This window comes from Zhouia amylolytica, from assembly GCF_900116365.1.
GTDB lineage: Bacteria > Bacteroidota > Bacteroidia > Flavobacteriales > Flavobacteriaceae > Zhouia > Zhouia amylolytica.
This window is the reverse complement of record NZ_FPAG01000003.1, coordinates 364,034-385,423: the sequence shown is the minus strand read 5'-3', so window position 1 is coordinate 385,423 and position 21,390 is coordinate 364,034. Positions and strand designations below refer to the sequence as shown.

Below are 21,390 nucleotides of genomic sequence, written 5' to 3'. Positions count from 1 at the left end.
GTATTATTTCCAAATTTTAAAAACAAATGCATAATCTGATTCCACTTTAGACGGGTAATATTCCGGCATTTGTATGCTAAGGTTATTCTCTGACTTTTTCCATTTCAATTCCTCTCCAGTTGCTAAAAACGTAACCTTACTAGGTTTAGATGATTCAAACCCTTTAATCATTATTTCCTTTGGATACCATTTTGGTAGAATCACATAATAAGCCTCATCATTTTGAGTAAAAAATAACTCTTTCACAGCATAACCCGGTTCAGGATCTATCGTTTGCTTCAATATAAAATCGCCACCCAAATAGTGTTGTTTAGGCTTATAGTTTTGCTCACCTTTAGACCATTGGAAAGAATCTTTCCAGGGTCTTGTATTATATATAGCTTCGCCATTTACCTTTAACCATTTACCAATGTCTAAAAGTCGATCTTGCATAATCGGCGGTATATTCCCCCTGGCATCCGGTCCAATATCCAATAGTAAATTACCTCCTGTACTTACCACATTAATAAGCATTAACACAAGAGATTTAGATGAATTATAATCTTGGGCATCTTCATTTTGGTTATAACCAAAAGAAAAACCCATTCCTCGGCATTCTTCCCAGGGACGAGTAAATTCTGGAGCTTCAGACTCATACTCCGTGGTAAAAAAACCTCCATGATGTTTCCTCACACCTTTACCCCATCTATCATTTATAACGATGGAATTCTTCACTTTAGATTCATTAAACAGCCAAGCTAATAATTCCTTAGATTTCCATTTGTCAGCATCCATATCCCATTCTCCATCTGCCCATAATACATCTGGCTCATATTTAGTAACCAGGTCTTTAACCTGAGGCAGGAAATGATCATTCACAAATCGTTCTTTATCCTGCTGCCACCATGGATGGTACCACTCATAAAGGGAATAATACAATCCCATTTTAAGGCCCACAGCTTTAACAGATTTTGAAAGTTCACCAACGAGATCTCTTTTAGCTCCAACCTCCATACTATTCCAGGCAAAGCCCCTGTCGTTGGCTTCTTTATTTGGCCAGAGGGTATAACCATCGTGATGCTTAGAGGTCAACACGATGTATTTAGCTCCAGAGTTTTTAAATAAAGTTGCCCATGCATCTGGTTCAAATAGATCTGCCGTAAACATTTCACCAAAATCATAATAAGTAAAATCCTTACCATAGGTTTTTTCGTGATAGTTAACTACCTCATCACCTTTAAAATTACCATTACCAAATAGGGTTTTGTTCTGAAGCCAATATTGGTACCACTCAGAATAAGTCCCTTTAGGAGACCAGGCAGGCACCGAATAAGGTCCCCAATGAATAAATATTCCAAACTTAGCATTACCAAACCAATCCGGAGTTTTTCTACTGTCTATAGACTCCCATGTTGGCTCGTATTTTTTTTGTGCTGTAAGCTTTTCACTACCGAAAAGTAGCATCATTATTAAAACAAAAACCCATATCTTTCTCATAAGTCGTTGCTTTTATTTGATAATATCCAATTCAGCTATTGCCAAGCTACTATCACCTCCGGCTATCCTGGTCGATTGAATTTTAATATATCTTCCCACAGCAGGGTTCTTAAAATTAAACCTCCTGGTTACCGGATCATTTATCAGATTCCCGAATTCAAACGCTGAAACCTGTTGCCAGTTCTTTCCATCCTTACTTACCGAGAACACCCCTTTTTCAAGCATTCCCTCAGCATTTTCCTGCTGTGGAGTATAAGCGAATCCATTAAACTCTTCTTCCTTTCCTAAATCAACAATTATAAAATGTGATGCTGAACCTTTTTTCGACTTCCAATACGTTGCTGCAGAGGCATCTATGCTTTTATCCGAAGCATGTTTTTCTTCTTCGCTATCCACTTCTGTAATTTTCCAACCACTTTTGATAATCCCAAATATTTCAGAAGTAACATCACCTTGCTGATCCTTAGCAAAAGCTACAGCTTTCACCTCACCAAAAGGAAGGTCAAATGCTTTATCATATACATCCGAACTTCTGTTAGGATCTGAACCATCTGTAGTATATCTGATTTCCAGATTAGAATTAATATTTTCCTGAACATTTTCACCGTGAGGCTTCCAGCTAAAGCCATCTTTTTTAGGTGTAATAGTTACCTGACCATCAATGGTTCTTGAAATGGTTAGCTGTGGTGGTCTTGATTCATAATAATACCCCCCTATAAAAGAAATCGCAGGGTTAAATCTAGACTTCTCTACTTTTATACGAAACCTGTTCGAGGTAACTTCCGGAAACCTCAATATTCTTTTATAACCTACATTTGAAGCCTTGGTAATCGTTTGCCACTGATTATCAATAAAAGCCTCCAGTGTATGCGCTTCGATGCGTTCACTATGGGTATCAATTTTTTCCTGAACAACTACACGGTTAATTGTTACTGGTTCAGCAGTTTCTAATTCAACTACATTATTAACCTGATCTAATACAACATAGGTGTCTTCATTGTCATCTGACACCTCTGAAGCACCCATAGCGCCAGCAAGTTTATTTTCAGTATAGGTTTCTTTAATACGCTCACCAACTTCTCTTAACACCTCAACATCTCTTGCAGAAAATCTCCCCTCTCTATTAGGAGGAATATTCAACAAGAAAATCGAATTACCGCCAACAGTACGCTCATACATATCAAAAACATCGTCTACACCTCTAACTTCCTGATCAGTATCATCTCTGTAAAACCATCCCGCTCTGATTGAAGTATTGGTTTCAGCTGGTTGATAGTGTAGATATTTCCCTTCATATAACTTTTCTCTACTTCCCAGATCTTTTGCTGTAAGATCTCCAAAACGATTCATATCATTCGGATCTTCTTTATATGGAATGACATTCCATTCGGTATCTCTGGTGGCACCAGCTTCATTACCGCACCATCTGATGTCTTGTTTTCCAAAAATAACCGCCTTAGGAGCGAGCGTCTGAATTAACTCTTTCCAGGCTAAATAATTATATTGTTGACCTCCTTTACGTTTCGGGTGAGCTCCGTCAAACCAAACTTCATGTACCGGTCCATACTCCGTAAGTAACTCAAATAATTGATTTAAAAAATACTCGTTGTAATCATCCACCTCAAACTCAAATGTTGTTTTGTTTTCGAATGGACGACCTTCAACAGGTCTTGGGATCGTTCTTTTTGTAGTTTTACTTAAATTTCCATATAGTCCATCAGGGCTTTCAATCTGATACAGATCGGCCGGAGAAAGATAAACTCCAAGTTTTAAACCATACTTCTCACAAGATTTCGATAAATCCTTTAAAACATCTCCTTCTCCATCTCGAAAACCAGTAGACATAATGCCATGGTCCGTGTATCTGCTTTGCCACAAACAAAAACCATCGTGATGTTTAACCGTAAGAATAACTTTTGTCATCCCCGCAGATTTCATGGCTTCACACCACTGATCTGTATCCAACTCTTTTAAATCGAATATTTTTGGATCCTCCATTCCATCACCCCATTCTTTTCGGGTAAAGGTATTTGGACCAAAATGCACAAATGCTATGAATTCATCTTTTTGAGCCTCAAACTGATTCGGAGTAGGAACTACATGTGCTGCTTTTAAAACAATGGAGTCTTTCGTATCATCAGTATCAACCGTAATTGTATTGTTTACCAGCATCAAATTCTCCTCGGCCACCTTAACCTTAGAACACGATGCGATAAACAAAACGCTGACAAATATTCCAATTATTAAACTTTTTTCTTTCATGGGTATACTATTTAATTTTAAGTGTAATATTGATTGGTTGTTGATTTCTAAACACTTCAACCTGAACAGCGCTTTTCCATTTACTCCCTTCATAAGACTTTAACAAATCGGTCATACTTTTAATCTCAAATCCTTCATACTCCAGAATAACATCACCTACTAAGAATCCCGATGTCTTAAAATCGCTACCGGCTTCAAAATCTTGAATAATAACGCCACGAGTTTCATCAAGTCCTGCAGCAGATCTTTGCTCCATGGTACGAATGTTATTCATATGGGCACCTAACAATGTATAAGTATTATCGGTATCGCCCCCGAGATCATCTATTAGCTGTGGTATTTTAGGTGATTGCGCCAATGGCTTCAATCGTGTACTTTGTACTCCAAATTGACTTTGATCGAAATCTTCAAATCCCACTTTATAAGCATCAGATTCAGGTTTCAAATTATAATTTCCATTTACAGGATCTTCAAATGCCACCCTTCCGGTTATACTATTACTATCCACTCCCTTCTCCTGAACTTTTGCCAGGTCTGAGGCTGTTGTAAAGAAGTTGTAATCTACTTCCTTCCCCCATGCACCTAAACGAATATCCCTATGGCTATTGAAAACGATATTTCTTCTGAATATATCCTGACTATTCTCAAACCAAACATGAGGATGGAATCCGTTATTGATCAAAATATTGTTTTCGACTGTTCTGTCAAACCCCTCTCGTAGTTTTAAACCTCCACTCAAACAAAGATTATTGTATATATGATAATTAGAAGACCCATCATCCAAATCAATATCCCATCCATGGTCACATTGGAATCGGTTATTTCTAATTATTGTAGTATGAATAGCATCGAGAAATGGCATTTCCGGCTTTTCCTTCACCAAACTATCCATATAACTTCTGTTAGGGTGCCAGAACCGATCTCTTCCCCATGAATTAAAAGCTCCATGATCGCCGGTTTCCAACACCGTATTAAATACATCATTATATTCTAGGATGTGTCCACCCCACGTTCCGTCACCAATATTAATTCCTGCCCTCGGAACATTATAAATACTATTATGACGCACGGTTATATCCATTGCCATGGCAATTTGAATCCCCGCAGTTTGTTTTTCGATTGTTCCAATATCGTGTATTAAATTATCAGACACTAAACATGTACCTGGGTATTTATCAGACTTTGGGCCCTTGGTAAGATCCATTTCGTTTAATGGTACAAATTCACCATATTGAAAAGCAGGCGAACGAACCGCTTCCGGACTTCCAACGAAACATATTGCCGAACCGCCACAACGATAAATATGATTCCCACTTATAGCAACCTCTTTAGCATAATTACTAACAAAAATGGCATTTCCCCCAAGATCGGTAAAATCGCAATTTTTTATTTCCACACGTTCTACGCCATCCAACAAAACGGCACCTCCCCTGTAAATGGTCCAATCACTTCTCAGTAAGGGCTCATAATTTTCCATAAATGTTCTGGCTGTATGCTCAAAACGTATTCCTTCAATCGTAATGTCTTTTACAAATTCCTTCTCACTTCCCCTCACCTCAATTAAATGCTTAAGCACAGGAACTTCTACCTTGGCTTCAGCCAGATTCACCTCCGGTATTGGGTAATAATAAATCGTATCGTTTTTATGTATCCACTCTCCAATAGTATCAAGTTCTTCAAAAACATTTTCAACCATTCTATAGGTTTTATGCATCTTAGAAGGTCTGTTGTTTTGATGTCCTCCGGTTAAGGAAAGTTTCCCATTTTCTTTACCTGTTACTTTATAATGAAACCCTCCCCATTCACCACTGTGCAATGCATGAACCAAAGCCCCGGCAGGATCCGACCAACCCTGAACCCGAACTGAATCGATTGCATCTTCAGCATAACCATTCCAATGCAGATCTCCATCCTTGTAGTTTGGATATCTCGCCAAAACTTGCTTAATTCCATTGATATACAACGGGTCAATAATACGATCATCGTCGTAGGCCGAAACGTACAATTGACCTTCATTTTTTTGCCATGACAAATCAAGTAATTCAGAGCCCTTAATAGTAACCTTGGCACCAGATGCTGCTCTAAGGTTAAGCGACCCTAAATCAGGGGTGATAAGAATTGGTTTACTCAGATAATAATCTCCTTCTTTTATGGATATTGTAATAGGTGACTTTTCGCCCTCATTTCGAAGTCTGGAAACCATTTCCATGGCATCTTCAATGGTACGAAAAGCATGATCATCTTGAGCTGCCTCATCACTATGAGACACATAAAGCGTTAATTCGCTGACGTTACATGAACCCAGCATGATAATCATGACCAAAAATAACAGGTGAATCCTTTTTAGCATTATTTACTGATTTTAAAGGTCCACGCCATATGCGAAGGCAATTCAGAATATTTAATTTCAGAGGTATTTACCTTTACAGCTCCATTTTCATATTTCCAACGCAAGTCCTTCTCCAATCCAATCAATTTGATTGTAGCATTCATTCCCGGATTCGGCATTTCTAAAATCAATTCGTCATCAGGCCATTCAAAACTTATCGCGTATGTATTGTTATTATTTTGGGTATAGCACAGATAGGTTTTCTTAGAAGTGTATACTCCTTTAAGACCTGAAACGCTTTTATTTATATCAACATAAAAGGCATCAGAGGGAACAACTTCTTTATCAAGCCCCTTTGCACTCCAAAACAATGACACGTGTGCATTCTGCTTGTTTTCCTTGTACTTTATTTTGATCGGATAAATATTCCCTTTTTTTAATTTAATACTACCTTGTGTGGCAGCACCTGTTTTAGCCTCCATAACTTCAGAGTCACTTCCCTCTGCTATAATATTTTGATTTATAACTGCCTTGCCATCTATCCATACAGCTGCTTCATCATCTGCCTTCACTTCAAAATTAAATTTCCCTGATTGAGGAGCTACGATATACCCATTCCATTCGGCAGTAAAATAATCTTCTTTAATACCTTTTACCGGCGAGTTACGTACCCAGTTAAATTTAATAACAGAATCAATACGTTCTTCTTGAACATCTTTTTCTTGTTCTTGAACGATATAAGGTTGTGCTCCATAAATAGCCTCTCCGTTTAATGCAAGCCAATTACCAAGATCGACCAATCTTTCCTGTTGAATTAATGGTATCTGACCATCCGCTTTTGGTCCGACATTAATAATCATCCCACCACCATTGGCAACAGTTTGAACGAACCGGTGAATCAATTCTGCAGAGGTACCATAGGCTTCAAGATTTTCATTTCTATTGAGTCCAAATGAACGACCTATCCCTCTCACTTCAGTCCAGGGACGATCTGTAACTTTAATTCCGGCACTGTATTCCGGCGTTAAAAACCCAACATCCAATCCATGGCCCCAACGGTTATTTACAATAGCTTCATCGCCCACCAAATTATAATACCAATCTATTAATTCTGCAGCATGCCATTGCTTGGCTGTATTGAACCACTCACCATCAGAAAAAATCAATGACGGCTTATAAGTACCTATCACTTCTTTAAACTGCGGAATCATATATTCTTCTACATATCTTCCAATACTATCATGAGGATCCGTATACCATCTGTGTAATGGATGATTCCATTCTGAAAGCGAATAATACAATCCCATTTTAAGACCTTCTTCTCTTACCGCTTCTGTTAACTCCCCAACAATATCGCGTTTAGGACCTACATCTACACTATTCCAATTACGATTAAATTTACTCGGCCATAGTGCATAACCATCATGGTGTTTTGATACCAGCACCACATATTTCGCACCCGCTTTTTTAAAGAATTGAGCCCATTCCTGAGGATCCCACAGTTCTGCTTTAAAATGTGGTGCCAAATCTTTATAGGTTGCATCAGGCCCAAAATTCTTCTTCATGTATTCCGTACGAATCGGATCATTCGTTTGCAACCCTCTTAAAAACCATTCAGAATAAGACTCCTTACCTCCATAAGCAGGAACTGAGTACAATCCCCAATGAATAAAAATCCCCAATTTCGCATCTTTAAACCATTCAGGGAATGGTCTTTCCTGTAATTTCTGCGCTAATGGATCAACACTGTGCTCTTGTGAATAAACATTTGAGTTCATCAGTGCTAACAACAATAACAAACAAAGTCTTTTTAACATAGTTATCCGTTTAATTTTATAAATCCACCGTCTATTGGAAAGTCTGTACCTGTAATAAAAGAAGCTTCATCAGAGCATAGGTAAAGTGCCAGATTGGCCACCTCCTCGGGTTTACCCATTCTACCTATTGGCTGCGTTTTAGAAAGTTTATCAAACATTTCGTCTTCTTTACCTGGATAATTCTTTTTAATAAAACCATCTACAAAAGGTGTATGCACCCGGGCTGGAGAAATACAATTACAACGAATACCACTTTCTAAATAATCCTTAGCAACAGAATATGTCATGGTAAGTACAGCTCCCTTTGACATCGAATATGCAAATCTATCAGAAATACCCACAGATGAAGCGATGGATGCCATATTCAGAATAACCCCGCCTTTTTTCTTTAAATGAGGTACTACCGCATATATACAGTTGTACACCCCTTTCACGTTTACATTATAAATTCTATCTAAATCTTCGACAGTGGTGTTTTCAACATTACCAACATGCGCAATTCCCGCATTGTTTACAAGAATGTCGATAGATTGTTCACTCGCGATAGCATCAATAATTTCTTTTACCTGCGAATGATTCGATACATCACACTGATGAAAAACAGCTTTTCCCCCTTCTTTTTCAATTTCTGCAACAGCTTGCTTCCCATTTTCTTCACTAAACTCAAGCATATGTACTGTGGCACCAGAGGCCGCAAATCTGGTGGTAATCGCTTTCCCAATTCCACTTGCACCTCCAGTTACTATCGCTACCTTATTTTTTAAACTAAATGACATATTATCTAAGTGTTATTTCAATTATTGTATCAATTTCATCTTGCTTATTTTCCGGGATCGCTATCATTAATTGGTCGCTTTTGAGTTTAAATTTCAGCTTTGACTGATCCTTGAAAAAGTTCATGTTTTTTATCCTCCCTTTAAAACCATCAATAACAATGTTTCCATCTTTCGGGTCAAGAATATGCAGGTAAATTGTTTTCCCTTTTTGAGTAGAGACTATTTCATTTTCTATAGAGACTGGCCCATTTCTGGTTCCATATAAAGTCATTCCGTTTTCGCGAATCCAATCTCCCATTGCCAACAATCTGTCTTTATGCTCTGATTGTATCTTCCCATTTGGCATAGGCCCTACATTAAGAAGGAAATTTGCATTATTTCCTGCTGCCTTCACCAGATACTGGATTAGTGTTTTAATCGATTTATGCTTACCGTCTTGTAAATTGAAACCCCAGGAATGATTAATTGTCTCACAAGTCTCAAGTGGAAGCCTTCCAATTTCGGTTCCCCCGAAACCAGTCGTGTTTTTTCCAGGCAAATCTTTTTCAAACATTTGAAAATCCTCTCCCTCAAATGGAAGTACATGATGGTTATTCCCTATAAGAAGAGCCGAATCAACATCGTGAATCATCTTATAAGTTCTGTCTAAATGCCAATCAATCTTCGTTTTCTTTGGATTGTTTTTATCGCTTTTATCCTGTTGGTCCCACCATCCATCAAACCAAAAACCTGCGATATTATAATTTTCAGCAAGCTCCTTGATCTGGGCATCCTGAAATTCCAAATAAGCTTCCCAATCACCCTCGTTTGGTCGACCGGTTTTTACACCCGTTCTTCCCCTTGGAAAATAATCAGAATCCCGCCAATCCAATTGTGAATAATAAGCGAATAACTTTATACCTTGCTTTTCACATTCTTCTTCCAGCATTTTAAAAATATCCTTACCATACGGAGTTGCTTTTACAATATTATAGTCGGACACTTTTGAATCATACATGGCAAAACCATCGTGATGTTTGGTAGTAATAGTTATGTACTTCATCCCTGCATTTTTAGCCAGGCTCACAATCTCCTTCGCATCAAAATCCTGAGGATTAAAAAAAGATGGAAGTAATTGATAGCGGTTAACAGGAATATTCTGATTGTTCATTACCCATTCGCCATCTCCTAATATACTGTATACCCCCCAGTGGATAAACATTCCAAATTTCGCATCCTGAAACCATTCACGAGCTTCCAGATTTTCTTTAGAAGGTTCGTATTTTTGCTGAGCGCTTATGACTTGAGCAATGGCCAAAAAGAATAACAAGGTACCTATTACTTTTTTCATCATTGGTTGGTTTTTAATTTAAAGGGATACCCCCCTTTTCCAGGGAATAAAATCATCTTGTCCTAATTTATCTGCACAGGTTTGTTTTTTACCACTGGCAATTTCAATTATTAATTCTATTAATTGATTTGACAATTCTTCCTGAGATATGCCTTCAGACACCAACTTACCAGCATCGAAATCTATAATATCTTTCATTTTTGCCGGAAGCATAGAATTGGAGGCAATTTTTATTACAGGACAAACAGGGTTTCCTGTTGGGGTTCCAAGTCCGGTAGAAAATAAGATCATATTGGCACCAGAGCCAGCAAGTCCTGTAGTGGACTCAACATCATTACCAGGAGTACACAATAGATTCAAACCTTGCTCAGTTGCATATTCGGCATAATCAAGTACATCAGCAATAGCGCTACGACCTCCCTTTGTTGCAGCTCCAGCCGATTTTATAGCATCCGTAATAAGACCATCTTTAATATTTCCGGGAGATGGGTTCATATCAAAACCTGACCCCACCTCATGAGCCTTTTTATTATAGCTCTCCATAAGATGTATAAACTTATCAGCAATATCCCGGTTTGGACTGCGATCTATTAAATCTTGTTCAACTCCACACAATTCGGGAAATTCCGACAGAATACTTTTTCCTCCAAGGGCATTAATCTTATCCGACACCAAGCCTATTAATGGATTGGCCGTAATTCCGGAAAAGCCATCCGAACCTCCACATTCCAATCCCAGGGTTAATTTACTCAAAGGTGCAGGCTTACGAGTAATTTTATTAACTTCTGAAAGCTCTTTGTAGGTCTTATTTACTGCCGACATGAGCATTTCTTTTTCTGAACTAAACTGTTGCTGTTCAAAATACAAAACAGGCTTTTCTAAATTAATATCTTTTGTCAGCGCCTCCTGAATCATACTTATTTGAGCATGCTGACATCCAAGACTCATCACCGTAGCCCCCGCAACATTCGGATTTTTTATATATCCGGCCAATAAATTTACCAAGGCCTCTGCATCAGCACGCGTACCTCCACAACCTCCTTCATGAGTTAAAAACTTTATCCCATCTATGTTTTCAAATACTTTTTCAGAAGCTTTTTCAACATCTTCAACAAAAACTTCAGCAGACTCCCCTGAAACAAGTTTCTTCAATTGTAGTTTGTACGGATTTTCTTTTTTATATCCCAGTTCCGCTTCAAAAGCCTCCCTAAGCACTTTTAAATTTCTGTTTTGACAAAATACCATGGGAATGAATATCCAATAGTTTGCCGTTCCAACCTGGCCATCTGAACGATGATACCCTAAAAAAGATCTTTCTTTTAAATCAGAAATATCAACCTTGGGAGTTTGGTATTCTTTATTTTGAAATGCATAAGTCGCTGCCTCATGCTTTATGTTTTCCGTAGTTATCAATTCACCCTTTGCAATTGGTTTCAAAACTTTGCCCACCGGAACCCCATACATTATAATTCTATCATTAATATTAAAGTCGTTCAGGGCAAACTTATGCTTCACAGGAACCAACTCCTTTAATGAAAAAGAACCATCGGGAAAAGTGATACTATCTCCAGGTTTCAAATCTTCCAATGCAACCGCTACATTATCTTCAGGCGATATAATTAAATAATTTTTCAATGTATTTTTTATCTTAAATTAAAAGAACTTCAAAATTAAGCCTAAAAGCTCCTTATAGATTATACTAAATTTGCTTATACTTGTACAATATTTGCATAATCGAACTATTAATTGCAAATGTTATGTAATTATACGAATTCACAATCATAGGTGACATGAAACTGCATTTTCTTCAGAAAAATTTAGACAGCGACATAAAAGTATCAAAAAACAAAGAGAAAGAGTTTCTCAAATTATGGCATTATCACCCTGAAACAGAGATTGTTTACATTGTAAAAGGAACTGGAACCCTATATGCCGGTGATTACATTGGCAGCTTTAAGGAAAATGACATTTTTTATATCGGAAGCAATGTTCCGCATATGTTTGACTCCACAAGGCAAGAAGAACAAGATGATAATTATTCTCTCGCCTATGTAATTCATATCAAAGAAGATACACTCCAATTCAACAAAGCTTCCGGCAATACCTTTTCTTACATAAAAAAGTTACAGGATACAGGCAAAAGGGGAATTCTGTTCAGGAGTCAGGCAACCTATCCAATCATGCAAATTTTAGACAAAATGAATACCAATACAATTCATGAAAATGGTATTGCACTTTTGAATCTATTCTATCAGCTGCATAACATCGAAGACAAATTCATTTTGAGCAGTAAGCATTGGTTATTAAATTATGAAGTCAAAGATGTCCGACTGAATAAAGTGATACAGCACATCATGGAAAATTTCCAAAAACCGCTTGCACTAGAAGAAATCGCCTATATGTCGGGCATGAATAAATCGGCCTTTTGCAGATACTTCAAGAATAAGACCGATAAATCTTTTATAGCATTTTTAAATGAACTCCGAATAAATTACGCTTGCAAGGTTCTCAATGAATCCGAACCTCAAAAGTCAATTTCTGAAGCCTGTTACCGCTCTGGTTTTAATAGCCTGTCTTATTTCAATCGCACTTTTAAAAAGGTCAAAGGAATTGCGCCAAGTCAGTATCGAAGAATAACCATTTAATCATATTTAAACCAGTATTAAAATTAAATTCTCAGTCGGATAAAATCTTGTGTGAACATCGATAAAAATGGTATTTACTCATTATTATATAAATGCTTCCAATTTATTGAGATAAATTTATAGTGTTTAGAGGTTTTAGGAAATGAGAATAGGCAATTGGATACGGAATAAAATATTTTGGGGTCTTGATTTCACTCAAGGAAACAAAATAAGGCATCATTTAAGGGATATTGAATTTATCCTACGCGATTTAGATGCAAAAGAATCTATTAACCGAAGAGAGCAATTGCTTAAAAAGCTCTTAAATCATGCTGTTAATACCACCCCTTATTATTCGAAGTATGATAGCTATTCATCCTTAGAAGATTTTCCGGTGATTAAGAAAAATATTGTTATCGAAAACTTTGAAAAGTTTAGATCGATAAAATATCTCAATAGTAAAATTCACAAAGTAACAACAAGCGGATCAACCGGTATACCTTTTACCATTTTCCACAACTCCGAAAAAAGAATTAGGAATACTGCCGATACGATTTATTTTCTTCAAAAAAACGGATATAAAGTTGGTGAACGCCTGTATTATTTTCGCCTTTGGAAAGGGGAAACTAAAAGTCGCATGAAAAGCTTCCTGCAAAATGTTACCAAAGTAGACATCAGCAAACTCTCTGAAGAAGATATAATAAGAATTATAGAAAGGCTAAAAAAAGACACCTCTTTAAAAAGTTTTATCGGCATCGCTTCTTCACTTGAAACCATATGTCATTATCTGGAAGATAATAATTATGAACCCATAAACACCAACGCCCATTTTTTTATAGCTAATTCAGACAGCCTAAGTCCTTTTACCAAAACGGCAGTTAAAAAATATTTTGATGCTCCCATCGTTTCCAGGTATTCAAATGAAGAATTAGGCATTATCGCCCAACAGGAAAACAATGAAAGTGATGTTTTTAGAATCAATTGGGGAACCTATTTTGTTGAAATATTAGACCTGGAGTCAGACGTTCCTGCCAAACCGGGGGTAGTCGGTCGAATTGTGGTTACAGACCTCTATAATTATGCAATGCCGCTAATTAGATATGACACCGGAGATCTTGCCAGTTACGGTTTTGTAAATAACGAAAAGGTGCTGATAAAAGTAGAAGGAAGAAAAATGGATGCTGTATATACTACTTCTGGTGAGCTATTGTCTCCTTATGCCATATATCCTAAAATGCAGGATTATTACGAATATTTTAATCAATATCAATTCATACAACTGGGTGCCTCAGAGTATCTCATCAAACTGAATTACAAAAAAGAATTTATAAAAGAAGATGAATTCAGGCAAAACTTTAAGTCCTTACTCGGAGAGGATGCCCAGATAATCATTGAATACGTAAATGAGATCCCTGTGTTGTCTTCAGGAAAAAGAAAAAGAGTCATTAATCAATACAATCCGTAAAACTCCCATTAATTACATCGATAAATCTTAGATTTCATCGTCATTAATACCCTACAGAAATTCAATTAAGTATTTTTGGCTCAACTTATTACCCCACCTTTACGGTTTATTTAACCGAAATTGATTAATAGCACATAACATTAAATTTTTAATCAATTAAACTTTTCATTATGAGAAAATTGTATTTACGTTATTGTGCCGTTCTATGCGGCATCATTATCGCGTGTGGTTCTATTAGTTGTGATTCCGATCAACTTACCTCCGGCGAAGTATTAGATACGGAGAACATCCGCACGGCAAACAAAGAAATTACTTTTGACATGAGTCAGGAGTGTGTCAAAACTTCAACCATTTTATATGCTGGTCAACATACACCTGTAGGAGAAGTTACCGTTACAGAAGATGGTGATAATTATATCATTAATGTCTCAACAGATGATGGCTATTGCATGAGTGAAATTCATATTGATGTAGAAGCAGTTCCTGAAGATTTTCCTATTAATGGAGGTGGCAACCCACAAATAGGACATTTCGAAATTAATGAAGACTACGATTGTACAACCGGTGAAGAATTCGTGGTTGCAATGTCTGAAGGAACCTTCATTGCCGTTCATGCTGTTGTTACCTGTGAGGAAACCACTGCTGAAGATATTACCGAAGCTCTACCAGCAATGGTTAGCGTATGTGCCACCGCCAAAGGAGCCGATGCAGCCAACAGTTATTTCGACGTAACCATTGATGGAGAATCATGGTTAGCCGGTGATTATGGAGCCTGGTGTGCTGATGTTGACAGATCACTTGATGCAGGTCATTGTTTTGATGCCGATGTATATGCATCGTATGAAGATCTTCCTGATGGAATTATCGAAAATCCAGGTAATATCGATTTGGTAAACTGGATCATGAATCAAGGATTCTTAGGACAAGCCAGCCCAAGCGGAGGCACTTATACCTTCGGAGATATTCAATGGGCTATCTGGGAGTTACTTGATGATGCCAACTGCTCTGCTTGCGCATTCTTAGGTGATGACTGGAGTGAAGAAAAAGGACAGGAAATTGTTGATGCCGCCATGCAGAATGGTGCTGACTTTATGCCTGGTTGCGGCGATTACATTGCTGTACTGTTGGTTCCTACCGACAACTCACAACCTATTTTCATTCCAATTCACATTCCATGTAAAGAATGTGGTTCTGAAACCGCTTGGGGTGATGGATGTGACTTCCCTGGTAATAACTGGGCAATGTATTTCGAATACGGAGCTGACGATTAATTCTCATAAGTATACAAACAAAAAAAGCGAGGTTAACACCTCGCTTTTCTATTTTTTACAGACTATGTTTTCTGTTCCTTTTTCTTGGCTGCCGGAAATAATATATTATTCAGAATAAGCCGATATCCGGGAGAATTAGGATGTAACTCAAGCTCCGTTTTAGGATCGCCTACACGGTGACGGTAATCCTCTGGATCATGACCTCCGTAAAAGGTAAAAAAGCCTTTACCTTTAATTCCATGTATATACCGAGCTTCTCCATTCGTTTTATTTTCACCCATAACTAACACAATTGGCTTAATTTCATCCCTTTTATATGATGTTGTTTGCCCCATAAAACCTTTTACCAATGAAGTATGATTTTGACAAAGCATCGTGGGGATCGGATCCCATTTAGCGGAAAAATCCATCAGTGTAAAATAATCTCGCTCAAATGGAACATGACGCTTTGAAGTCATATCTATTGATGAAAATTCATAAGCCAGTGGATTCCTTTCTAAAGTAAAATTGGTGAAAGCAAAAGTCTTATTATAATCTATTTTACGCTGGTAACTTGGATCGGATGGATCACCATCAAACATGGCTTCACAGATATCAACCCCTTCGGCCGATAAAGCGATATCAAAACTATCTGTCGCCGAACACATGGCAAACATAAATCCTCCACCAACTACATAATCGCGGATGGCAAGAGCAACTGCCAGCTTTTCTTCCGAAACTTTATTATACCCCAGTTTACTTGCTAAGGCTTCAGCTTCCTTTTTTTGTTCAATGTACCATGGAGTAGCTCTGAAAGCGCCATAGAATTTACCGTATTGCCCGGTAAAATCTTCGTGGTGCAAATGAAGCCAATCGTATAGTAAAAGTCCATTATTCAGTACCTCTTCATCATAGATAACATCGTATGGGATCTCTGCATAAGTCAATACCATAGTTACAGCGTCATCCCAAGGCTGGTTTCCTTTAGGAGAGTAAACAGCAACCTTGGGGGCCTTCTCTAATACAATTGACTCCTGATTCACTGCAGGGCTCGAAATACCCTTTAGAATTTCTTCTGTCTTGGAATCTGAAATCAACTCATACGAAACTCCCCTGATCTTGCACTCTTTCTGTAAGTCATCAAAATCTGGTATAAGGAATGCGCCACCCCTGTAATTTAAAAGCCATTTTACTTTAACGTCCTGTTCCAGGACCCAATAGGTTATACCATAAGCCTTCAAATGGTTTTGCTGATGTTCAGCATCCATTGGGATTAACACATAAGAAGCAAATGATTTAAGAGTGGAAAAAATTAAAAAAAGAAAAAAAAAGCACTGCTTCCTGTTGAAATAAGAAGTCAGTGCCAGCATATTTTTAGAATGGAACGTCATCATCATTAGGATTAAAACCTTCATTCATACTACTCCCAAATGCCTCATCAGCACTTGGTAAATTTTTAGTAGTAAAAGGATTCTCTTCATCTTCATTCATTTTCGAAGGAATCTCAAAAGGTGTATCAAAGTCATCTAAGTTATCAAATTTACCTAGTTCTCCAATGAATTTTAACCTAATGTTATCTAATCCACCATTACGGTGTTTTGCTACAATAAATTCAGCCTGACCTTGTGTAGGACTTCGATCCTCATCATCCCATTCCTCAATTTTATAATATTCAGGTCGGTAAATGAATGATACAATATCGGCATCCTGTTCAATTGCTCCAGATTCACGAAGATCGGAAAGCAATGGTCTTTTACTACCACCCCTGGTTTCCACAGCACGTGAAAGCTGAGATAAGGCAATAACCGGAACATCCAGTTCTTTTGCCAGGGCTTTCAGGTTTCTCGAAATCATGGATATTTCTTGTTCACGGTTACCATTTTTAGAGGTACCACCTGCCGTCATCAACTGCAAATAATCAATAATGATTAGCCTTATGCCGAATTGGGAAGCAAGACGTCTTGCCTTTGCACGTAAGTCAAATATGGACAGTGAAGGGGTGTCATCTATATATAATGGAGCTTTTTCCAGGTTTTTAACCTTTACATTCAATTGCTTCCATTCGTGATCCGCTAATTTTCCGGTTCTCAGTTTTTCCGACGAAAGTCCGGTCTCAGATGATATCAAACGTGTTATAAGCTGTACTGATGACATCTCCAATGAAAAGAAGGCAACAGGTATATTAGAGTTAACAGCCATATTTCTTGCCATCGACAAGTTAAATGCTGTTTTACCCATACCAGGTCGCGCTGCTACAATAATCAAATCACTGGGTTGCCAACCTGAAGTTAATTTATCCAGTTTATCAAAACCTGTAGGAATACCACTCAGTCCTTCTTTATTCGATATCTCCTCAATTTTCTTTTTAGCTTGCATCACCAAGCTTTGCGCTGTCTCAGAAGACTTTTTAATGTTTCCTTGAGTAACTTCGTATAATTTCGCTTCAGCATTATCTAGTAAGTCAAAAACATCTGTAGTTTCATCATAAGACTCTTCGATAATTTCACTTGATATTTTTATCAAAGATCGCTGAATAAATTTCTGTAGAATAATTCGCGCATGAAATTCAATATGTGCAGAAGAAGATACTTTTTTAGTAAGCTGAATCAGGTAAAAATCACCGCCAACCACATCCAGCTTGGCATTTTTCTTTAACTGCGCCGAAACTGTTAATAAGTCTATCGGCTCTGAAGATTCAAATAACTGAACAACCGCCTCGAAGATATGTCGATGCGCCTCTTTATAAAATGCATCCGGTGATAATATATCAATTACCTCATCTACCCCTTTCTTATCTATCATCATAGCTCCCAACACAGCCTCCTCTAAATCAGTTGCTTGCGGTGGAATTTTCCCTTTTTCAAGATGGATTATATTCGTCTTGTCTAATTTAACTCCAGAAATGGGGTTTGTTTTTTCCATAGTTGCGAATGTAGAAAAATGATAAAATAAATATTCAATTTTAAACGACTAACAATTAACAGGTTGGGTGTTCATTACCTGTTAATAACTCAAGTTCTTTGTTAATAAAGTTAAAAAAAACCGAAGTAAAAAACTTCGGTTTTTCAATATTATTAAGAATAACAGTAGTTAGCCTTTGTAGACTCCCATTTCTGCATATTTATCCATTCGAGAATTTACCAGTTCTTCTGGTGATAACTTTTTAAGTTCGTCGTAATTTTTTAGAATTGCTTTCTCAACTGCTTTATAAGTAGCTTCTCTATTTGAGTGTGCTCCTCCAAGTGGTTCTTTTATAATTTCATCAACCAACTTAAGTTTTTTCATATCTTTTGCAGTAAGTTTTAACGCCTCTGCCGCTTGCTCCTTATACTCCCAACTTCTCCATAAAATAGAAGAACAAGATTCCGGAGAAATTACAGAATACCAGGTGTTTTCAAGCATCATTACTTTATCACCCACTCCAATTCCTAAGGCACCTCCTGATGCTCCCTCTCCAATAATCATAACAACTACAGGAACCTTTAAGCGCGTCATCTCCAGAATATTTCTGGCAATGGCCTCTCCTTGCCCACGCTCTTCAGCCTCAATTCCAGGATATGCACCCGGAGTATCTATCAGAGAAATTACCGGAATACCAAACTTTTCTGCCATCTTCATTAATCGAAGTGCTTTTCTATACCCTTCAGGATTCGCCATCCCAAAATTGCGGTATTGACGCGTTTTCGTATTATACCCTTTTTGAGTACCGATAACCATAAAAGATTGATCTCCTATTTTCCCTAATCCTCCGATCATCGCTTTATCGTCTTTTACATTTCGGTCACCATGTAACTCTAAAAATGTATCTCCAAATAATGCTTTAATATAATCCAGGGTATAAGGTCTTGAAGGATGTCTGGAAAGTTGAACCCGCTGCCATGCAGTCAAATTCTTATATATCTCCTTTTTGGTATCGTTAAGCTTTTTCTCTATCTGCTTACAAGTATCTGTAACATCAATATCACTTTCTGAGCCTATCACTTTACATTTATCTAACTGCTCTTCAAGCTCTTTAATAGGTAATTCGAAATCTAAATATTCCATTATTATTTATAAATATTGGTTTTAGTTAGCCCACAAATATAAAACTTTAATGTTATTGCCTAAAACATTGTACTTTTTCTTTTTCTTTTATTTTTCAAAACCCCGTTAACTATAACCGTCAGGAGTATTATCGTTGCTCCAACATAAAATTGTGAGCTCATTTTCTCTTCCGCTCCAAACACCAGATATGCCAAAATTATACCATATACAGGCTCCATATTAATGGTCAACATAACCGTGTAAGGACTAATGAATTTCATCACCTTAACAGACGCTATAAAGGCATAAGCCGTACACACAGAAGCCAACAGACCTAAATAAACCCAGTCAGAGACTGAAACTTTAAAAAAATCGGTGCCGTACCCTCCGGTAAACCACAAATAAAAACTTAAAAAAACAACTCCACTGAATAACTCATAAAAAGAAATCACTGAAGGCTTATAGCTTTGAATAAACTTACCATTTATTAAAGTGAAGATAGCCGATAACAAGGCTGCTGTTAATGCCAACACTATCCCCAACACGTATTCGGTTTCGACCTCAAAAATGATGTACAATCCGCCCACCACGATTAAACCGAAAAATATTTCGTACCAAATAACTTTGCGCTTGTACCAGATCGGTTCCAATATGGCTGTAAAAAAAGAACCTGTAGACATCATAGCCAGGGTCACAGAAACGTTAGACACCTTTATAGCCTTAAAGAAAGTAACCCAATGCAAGGCGATTATAACACCTCCTATAATAAAACCTATCAAGGTTTTCCTGGGAACCTTCCAGTCAATCTTTTTTATCCATAAATAAATACCGATAAAACCAACAGCCATCAACATACGATACCAAACCAAGGGTGTGGCATCTAGTGATATTAAGGCTCCAATGACCGCGGTAAACCCCCAAATAAATACTATAAAATGGAGGTGAAGGTAATTCTTTAAGTTATCGTTTAGCATTTTTTAATAGGTATGCAGCTAAGATTCCAAACATAATATTGGGTATCGACACCGCTAATAATGGAGGAAATCCAGATTGCTCCGCCATCGTACCAAATATTTTATCAAAAAAGATGTATATAAATGCCAAAGAAATCCCTAAGGCCAAATTAACACCCATTCCTCCTCTTCTTTTCATCGAAGATACCGCAACCGCAATAATAGTAAGAATGAAAGCTGAAACCGGTAAACTCCAACGCTTATATTTCACAACTAAATATCTGTTGATATTCGGAGATCCTTTTCTGCGCTCTTTTTCTATAAACTTATTCAGCTCAAAAAGGTTTTTGGTTTCGGCTATATAAGACACAGGCGTAAGGTCGTCAAGATTAAACGGGAATACAGTATCTACCCTTCGCTCTGTTTCAATGATATCATTTCCACCCCCGATGGTTCGCTTCATATAATTCCGTAAACGGTATACAGAATCCTTATCAATCCATCGAATGCTCGCAGCCGAGATCTTATACTTCAATTCATTATTCTCAAAATGCTCTAAAGTAAAATCCCTGCCAATTTTATTGGTTGGCTCGAAATGACTCAGATAAATAAAATCATTATCGTTTACCTGATTATATAAATTCGTTGTTTTCCGTATATTTTTATTCTTCTTGAGATACTCGTATCGGAAATCATTATATCCTTTACTGGCATTGGGAACAATAAACATTCCCATTACAAAAGTAATTACTGCAATAATGGAAGCCCCCATTAGATAAGGATATAAAAATCGCCTGAAAGAGATACCCGAACTCAATATGGCAACGATCTCCGTATTATTAGCCAACTTTGAAGTAAACCATATGATAGACAAAAAAAGGAATATCGGAAAAAGTAAACTGGCGAAATAAAATGTGAAATCTATATAATAATTCACTATTTCATCGAAAGGAACCTCTCGGGCAATCATTTTGTCAACCTTCTCGGAAACGTCAACCATAATTCCGATGGGAACAAAAAGCAACAACATCACAAAAAATGTCGCCAAATACCTTTTTAGTATATACCAGTCTATGATCTTCATC

The 21,390-nt window shown here is 37.3% G+C and carries 15 protein-coding genes; 3 read left to right on the top strand and 12 right to left on the bottom strand.

Going from position 1 to position 21,390, the window contains the following annotated elements; translation table 11 throughout:
• Positions 1–3 precede the first annotated feature (3 nt).
• From BM361_RS06760 to BM361_RS06730, 7 genes are read right to left on the bottom strand one after another with little or no spacing between them, the layout of a single operon-like run.
• Complete coding sequence (locus BM361_RS06760; protein WP_083425868.1) at positions 4–1,476, bottom strand: alpha-L-fucosidase; 1,473 nt, start codon at positions 1,474–1,476, stop codon at positions 4–6.
• A 12-nt stretch (positions 1,477–1,488) separates the two neighbouring features.
• Positions 1,489–3,738 (bottom strand): alpha-L-fucosidase, encoded by a 2,250-nt coding sequence (locus BM361_RS06755; RefSeq protein ID WP_038265951.1) that lies wholly within the window; start codon positions 3,736–3,738, stop codon positions 1,489–1,491.
• A gap of 7 nt (positions 3,739–3,745) precedes the next feature.
• Positions 3,746–6,088, bottom strand: a complete 2,343-nt coding sequence (locus tag BM361_RS06750) for a PDZ domain-containing protein (protein WP_074977764.1) — start codon at positions 6,086–6,088, stop codon at positions 3,746–3,748.
• Positions 6,088–7,884, bottom strand: coding sequence for an alpha-L-fucosidase (locus BM361_RS06745; RefSeq protein ID WP_074977762.1), 1,797 nt, complete (start codon positions 7,882–7,884; stop codon positions 6,088–6,090). Before BM361_RS06745 ends, BM361_RS06750 begins: the two co-directional genes overlap by 1 nt.
• Positions 7,885–7,886: 2 nt before the next feature.
• Positions 7,887–8,660 carry an SDR family NAD(P)-dependent oxidoreductase gene (locus BM361_RS06740; protein WP_074977761.1) on the bottom strand — a complete coding sequence of 258 codons (774 nt, stop codon included), beginning with the start codon at positions 8,658–8,660 and terminating at the stop codon, positions 7,887–7,889.
• Between the two features lies 1 nt (position 8,661).
• The gene (locus BM361_RS06735; protein ID WP_317039393.1) at positions 8,662–9,993 is read right to left on the bottom strand and encodes an alpha-L-fucosidase; all 1,332 of its coding nucleotides are present in this window, start codon (positions 9,991–9,993) and stop codon (positions 8,662–8,664) included.
• Between the two features lie 15 nt (positions 9,994–10,008).
• Positions 10,009–11,625 (bottom strand): UxaA family hydrolase, encoded by a 1,617-nt coding sequence (locus BM361_RS06730; RefSeq protein WP_038265703.1) that lies wholly within the window; start codon positions 11,623–11,625, stop codon positions 10,009–10,011.
• Between the two features lie 155 nt (positions 11,626–11,780).
• Here BM361_RS06730 and BM361_RS06725 point away from each other — a divergent pair, with 155 nt between their 5' ends.
• From BM361_RS06725 to BM361_RS06715, 3 genes are all read left to right on the top strand, one after another.
• Positions 11,781–12,635, top strand: coding sequence for an AraC family transcriptional regulator (locus BM361_RS06725; protein WP_038265706.1), 855 nt, complete (start codon positions 11,781–11,783; stop codon positions 12,633–12,635).
• A gap of 142 nt (positions 12,636–12,777) precedes the next feature.
• Positions 12,778–14,079, top strand: coding sequence for a phenylacetate--CoA ligase family protein (locus BM361_RS06720; RefSeq protein ID WP_074977758.1), 1,302 nt, complete (start codon positions 12,778–12,780; stop codon positions 14,077–14,079).
• A 170-nt stretch (positions 14,080–14,249) separates the two neighbouring features.
• Entirely contained in the window at positions 14,250–15,350 is a 1,101-nt protein-coding gene (locus BM361_RS06715) for a hypothetical protein (RefSeq protein ID WP_139226632.1), read from the top strand.
• A 62-nt stretch (positions 15,351–15,412) separates the two neighbouring features.
• Here the strand turns inward: BM361_RS06715 and BM361_RS06710 are convergent, their stop codons facing one another.
• The 5 genes from BM361_RS06710 to BM361_RS06690 form a co-directional block, all read right to left on the bottom strand.
• Positions 15,413–16,699, bottom strand: coding sequence for an asparagine synthetase B (locus BM361_RS06710; RefSeq protein ID WP_074977846.1), 1,287 nt, complete (start codon positions 16,697–16,699; stop codon positions 15,413–15,415).
• 4 nt (positions 16,700–16,703) lie between these two features.
• Positions 16,704–18,251, bottom strand: a complete 1,548-nt coding sequence (gene dnaB / locus BM361_RS06705; RefSeq protein ID WP_038265715.1) for a replicative DNA helicase — start codon at positions 18,249–18,251, stop codon at positions 16,704–16,706.
• 168 nt (positions 18,252–18,419) lie between these two features.
• On the bottom strand, positions 18,420–19,373 hold the full coding sequence (locus tag BM361_RS06700) for an acetyl-CoA carboxylase carboxyltransferase subunit alpha (protein WP_038265717.1): 954 nt from the start codon (positions 19,371–19,373) through the stop codon (positions 18,420–18,422).
• A 59-nt stretch (positions 19,374–19,432) separates the two neighbouring features.
• The gene (locus tag BM361_RS06695; RefSeq protein ID WP_074977755.1) at positions 19,433–20,326 is read right to left on the bottom strand and encodes a DMT family transporter; all 894 of its coding nucleotides are present in this window, start codon (positions 20,324–20,326) and stop codon (positions 19,433–19,435) included.
• A complete protein-coding gene (locus BM361_RS06690) occupies positions 20,313–21,389 on the bottom strand; it encodes an LptF/LptG family permease (RefSeq protein WP_038265724.1) in 1,077 nt (358 codons plus the stop codon). Before BM361_RS06690 ends, BM361_RS06695 begins: the two co-directional genes overlap by 14 nt.
• Between the last annotated feature and the right edge of the window lies 1 nt (position 21,390).

Coding starts and splice junctions, on each gene's coding strand:
- BM361_RS06760 (WP_083425868.1), bottom strand. CDS start 1,476: ATGAGAAAGATATGGGTTTTTGTTTTAATAATGATGCTACTTTTCGGT.
- BM361_RS06755 (WP_038265951.1), bottom strand. CDS start 3,738: ATGAAAGAAAAAAGTTTAATAATTGGAATATTTGTCAGCGTTTTGTTT.
- BM361_RS06750 (WP_074977764.1), bottom strand. CDS start 6,088: ATGCTAAAAAGGATTCACCTGTTATTTTTGGTCATGATTATCATGCTG.
- BM361_RS06745 (WP_074977762.1), bottom strand. CDS start 7,884: ATGTTAAAAAGACTTTGTTTGTTATTGTTGTTAGCACTGATGAACTCA.
- BM361_RS06740 (WP_074977761.1), bottom strand. CDS start 8,660: ATGTCATTTAGTTTAAAAAATAAGGTAGCGATAGTAACTGGAGGTGCA.
- BM361_RS06735 (WP_317039393.1), bottom strand. CDS start 9,993: ATGATGAAAAAAGTAATAGGTACCTTGTTATTCTTTTTGGCCATTGCT.
- BM361_RS06725 (WP_038265706.1), top strand. CDS start 11,781: ATGAAACTGCATTTTCTTCAGAAAAATTTAGACAGCGACATAAAAGTA.
- BM361_RS06720 (WP_074977758.1), top strand. CDS start 12,778: ATGAGAATAGGCAATTGGATACGGAATAAAATATTTTGGGGTCTTGAT.
- BM361_RS06715 (WP_139226632.1), top strand. CDS start 14,250: ATGAGAAAATTGTATTTACGTTATTGTGCCGTTCTATGCGGCATCATT.
- BM361_RS06710 (WP_074977846.1), bottom strand. CDS start 16,699: ATGCTGGCACTGACTTCTTATTTCAACAGGAAGCAGTGCTTTTTTTTT.
- dnaB (WP_038265715.1), bottom strand. CDS start 18,251: ATGGAAAAAACAAACCCCATTTCTGGAGTTAAATTAGACAAGACGAAT.
- BM361_RS06700 (WP_038265717.1), bottom strand. CDS start 19,373: ATGGAATATTTAGATTTCGAATTACCTATTAAAGAGCTTGAAGAGCAG.
- BM361_RS06695 (WP_074977755.1), bottom strand. CDS start 20,326: ATGCTAAACGATAACTTAAAGAATTACCTTCACCTCCATTTTATAGTA.
- BM361_RS06690 (WP_038265724.1), bottom strand. CDS start 21,389: ATGAAGATCATAGACTGGTATATACTAAAAAGGTATTTGGCGACATTT.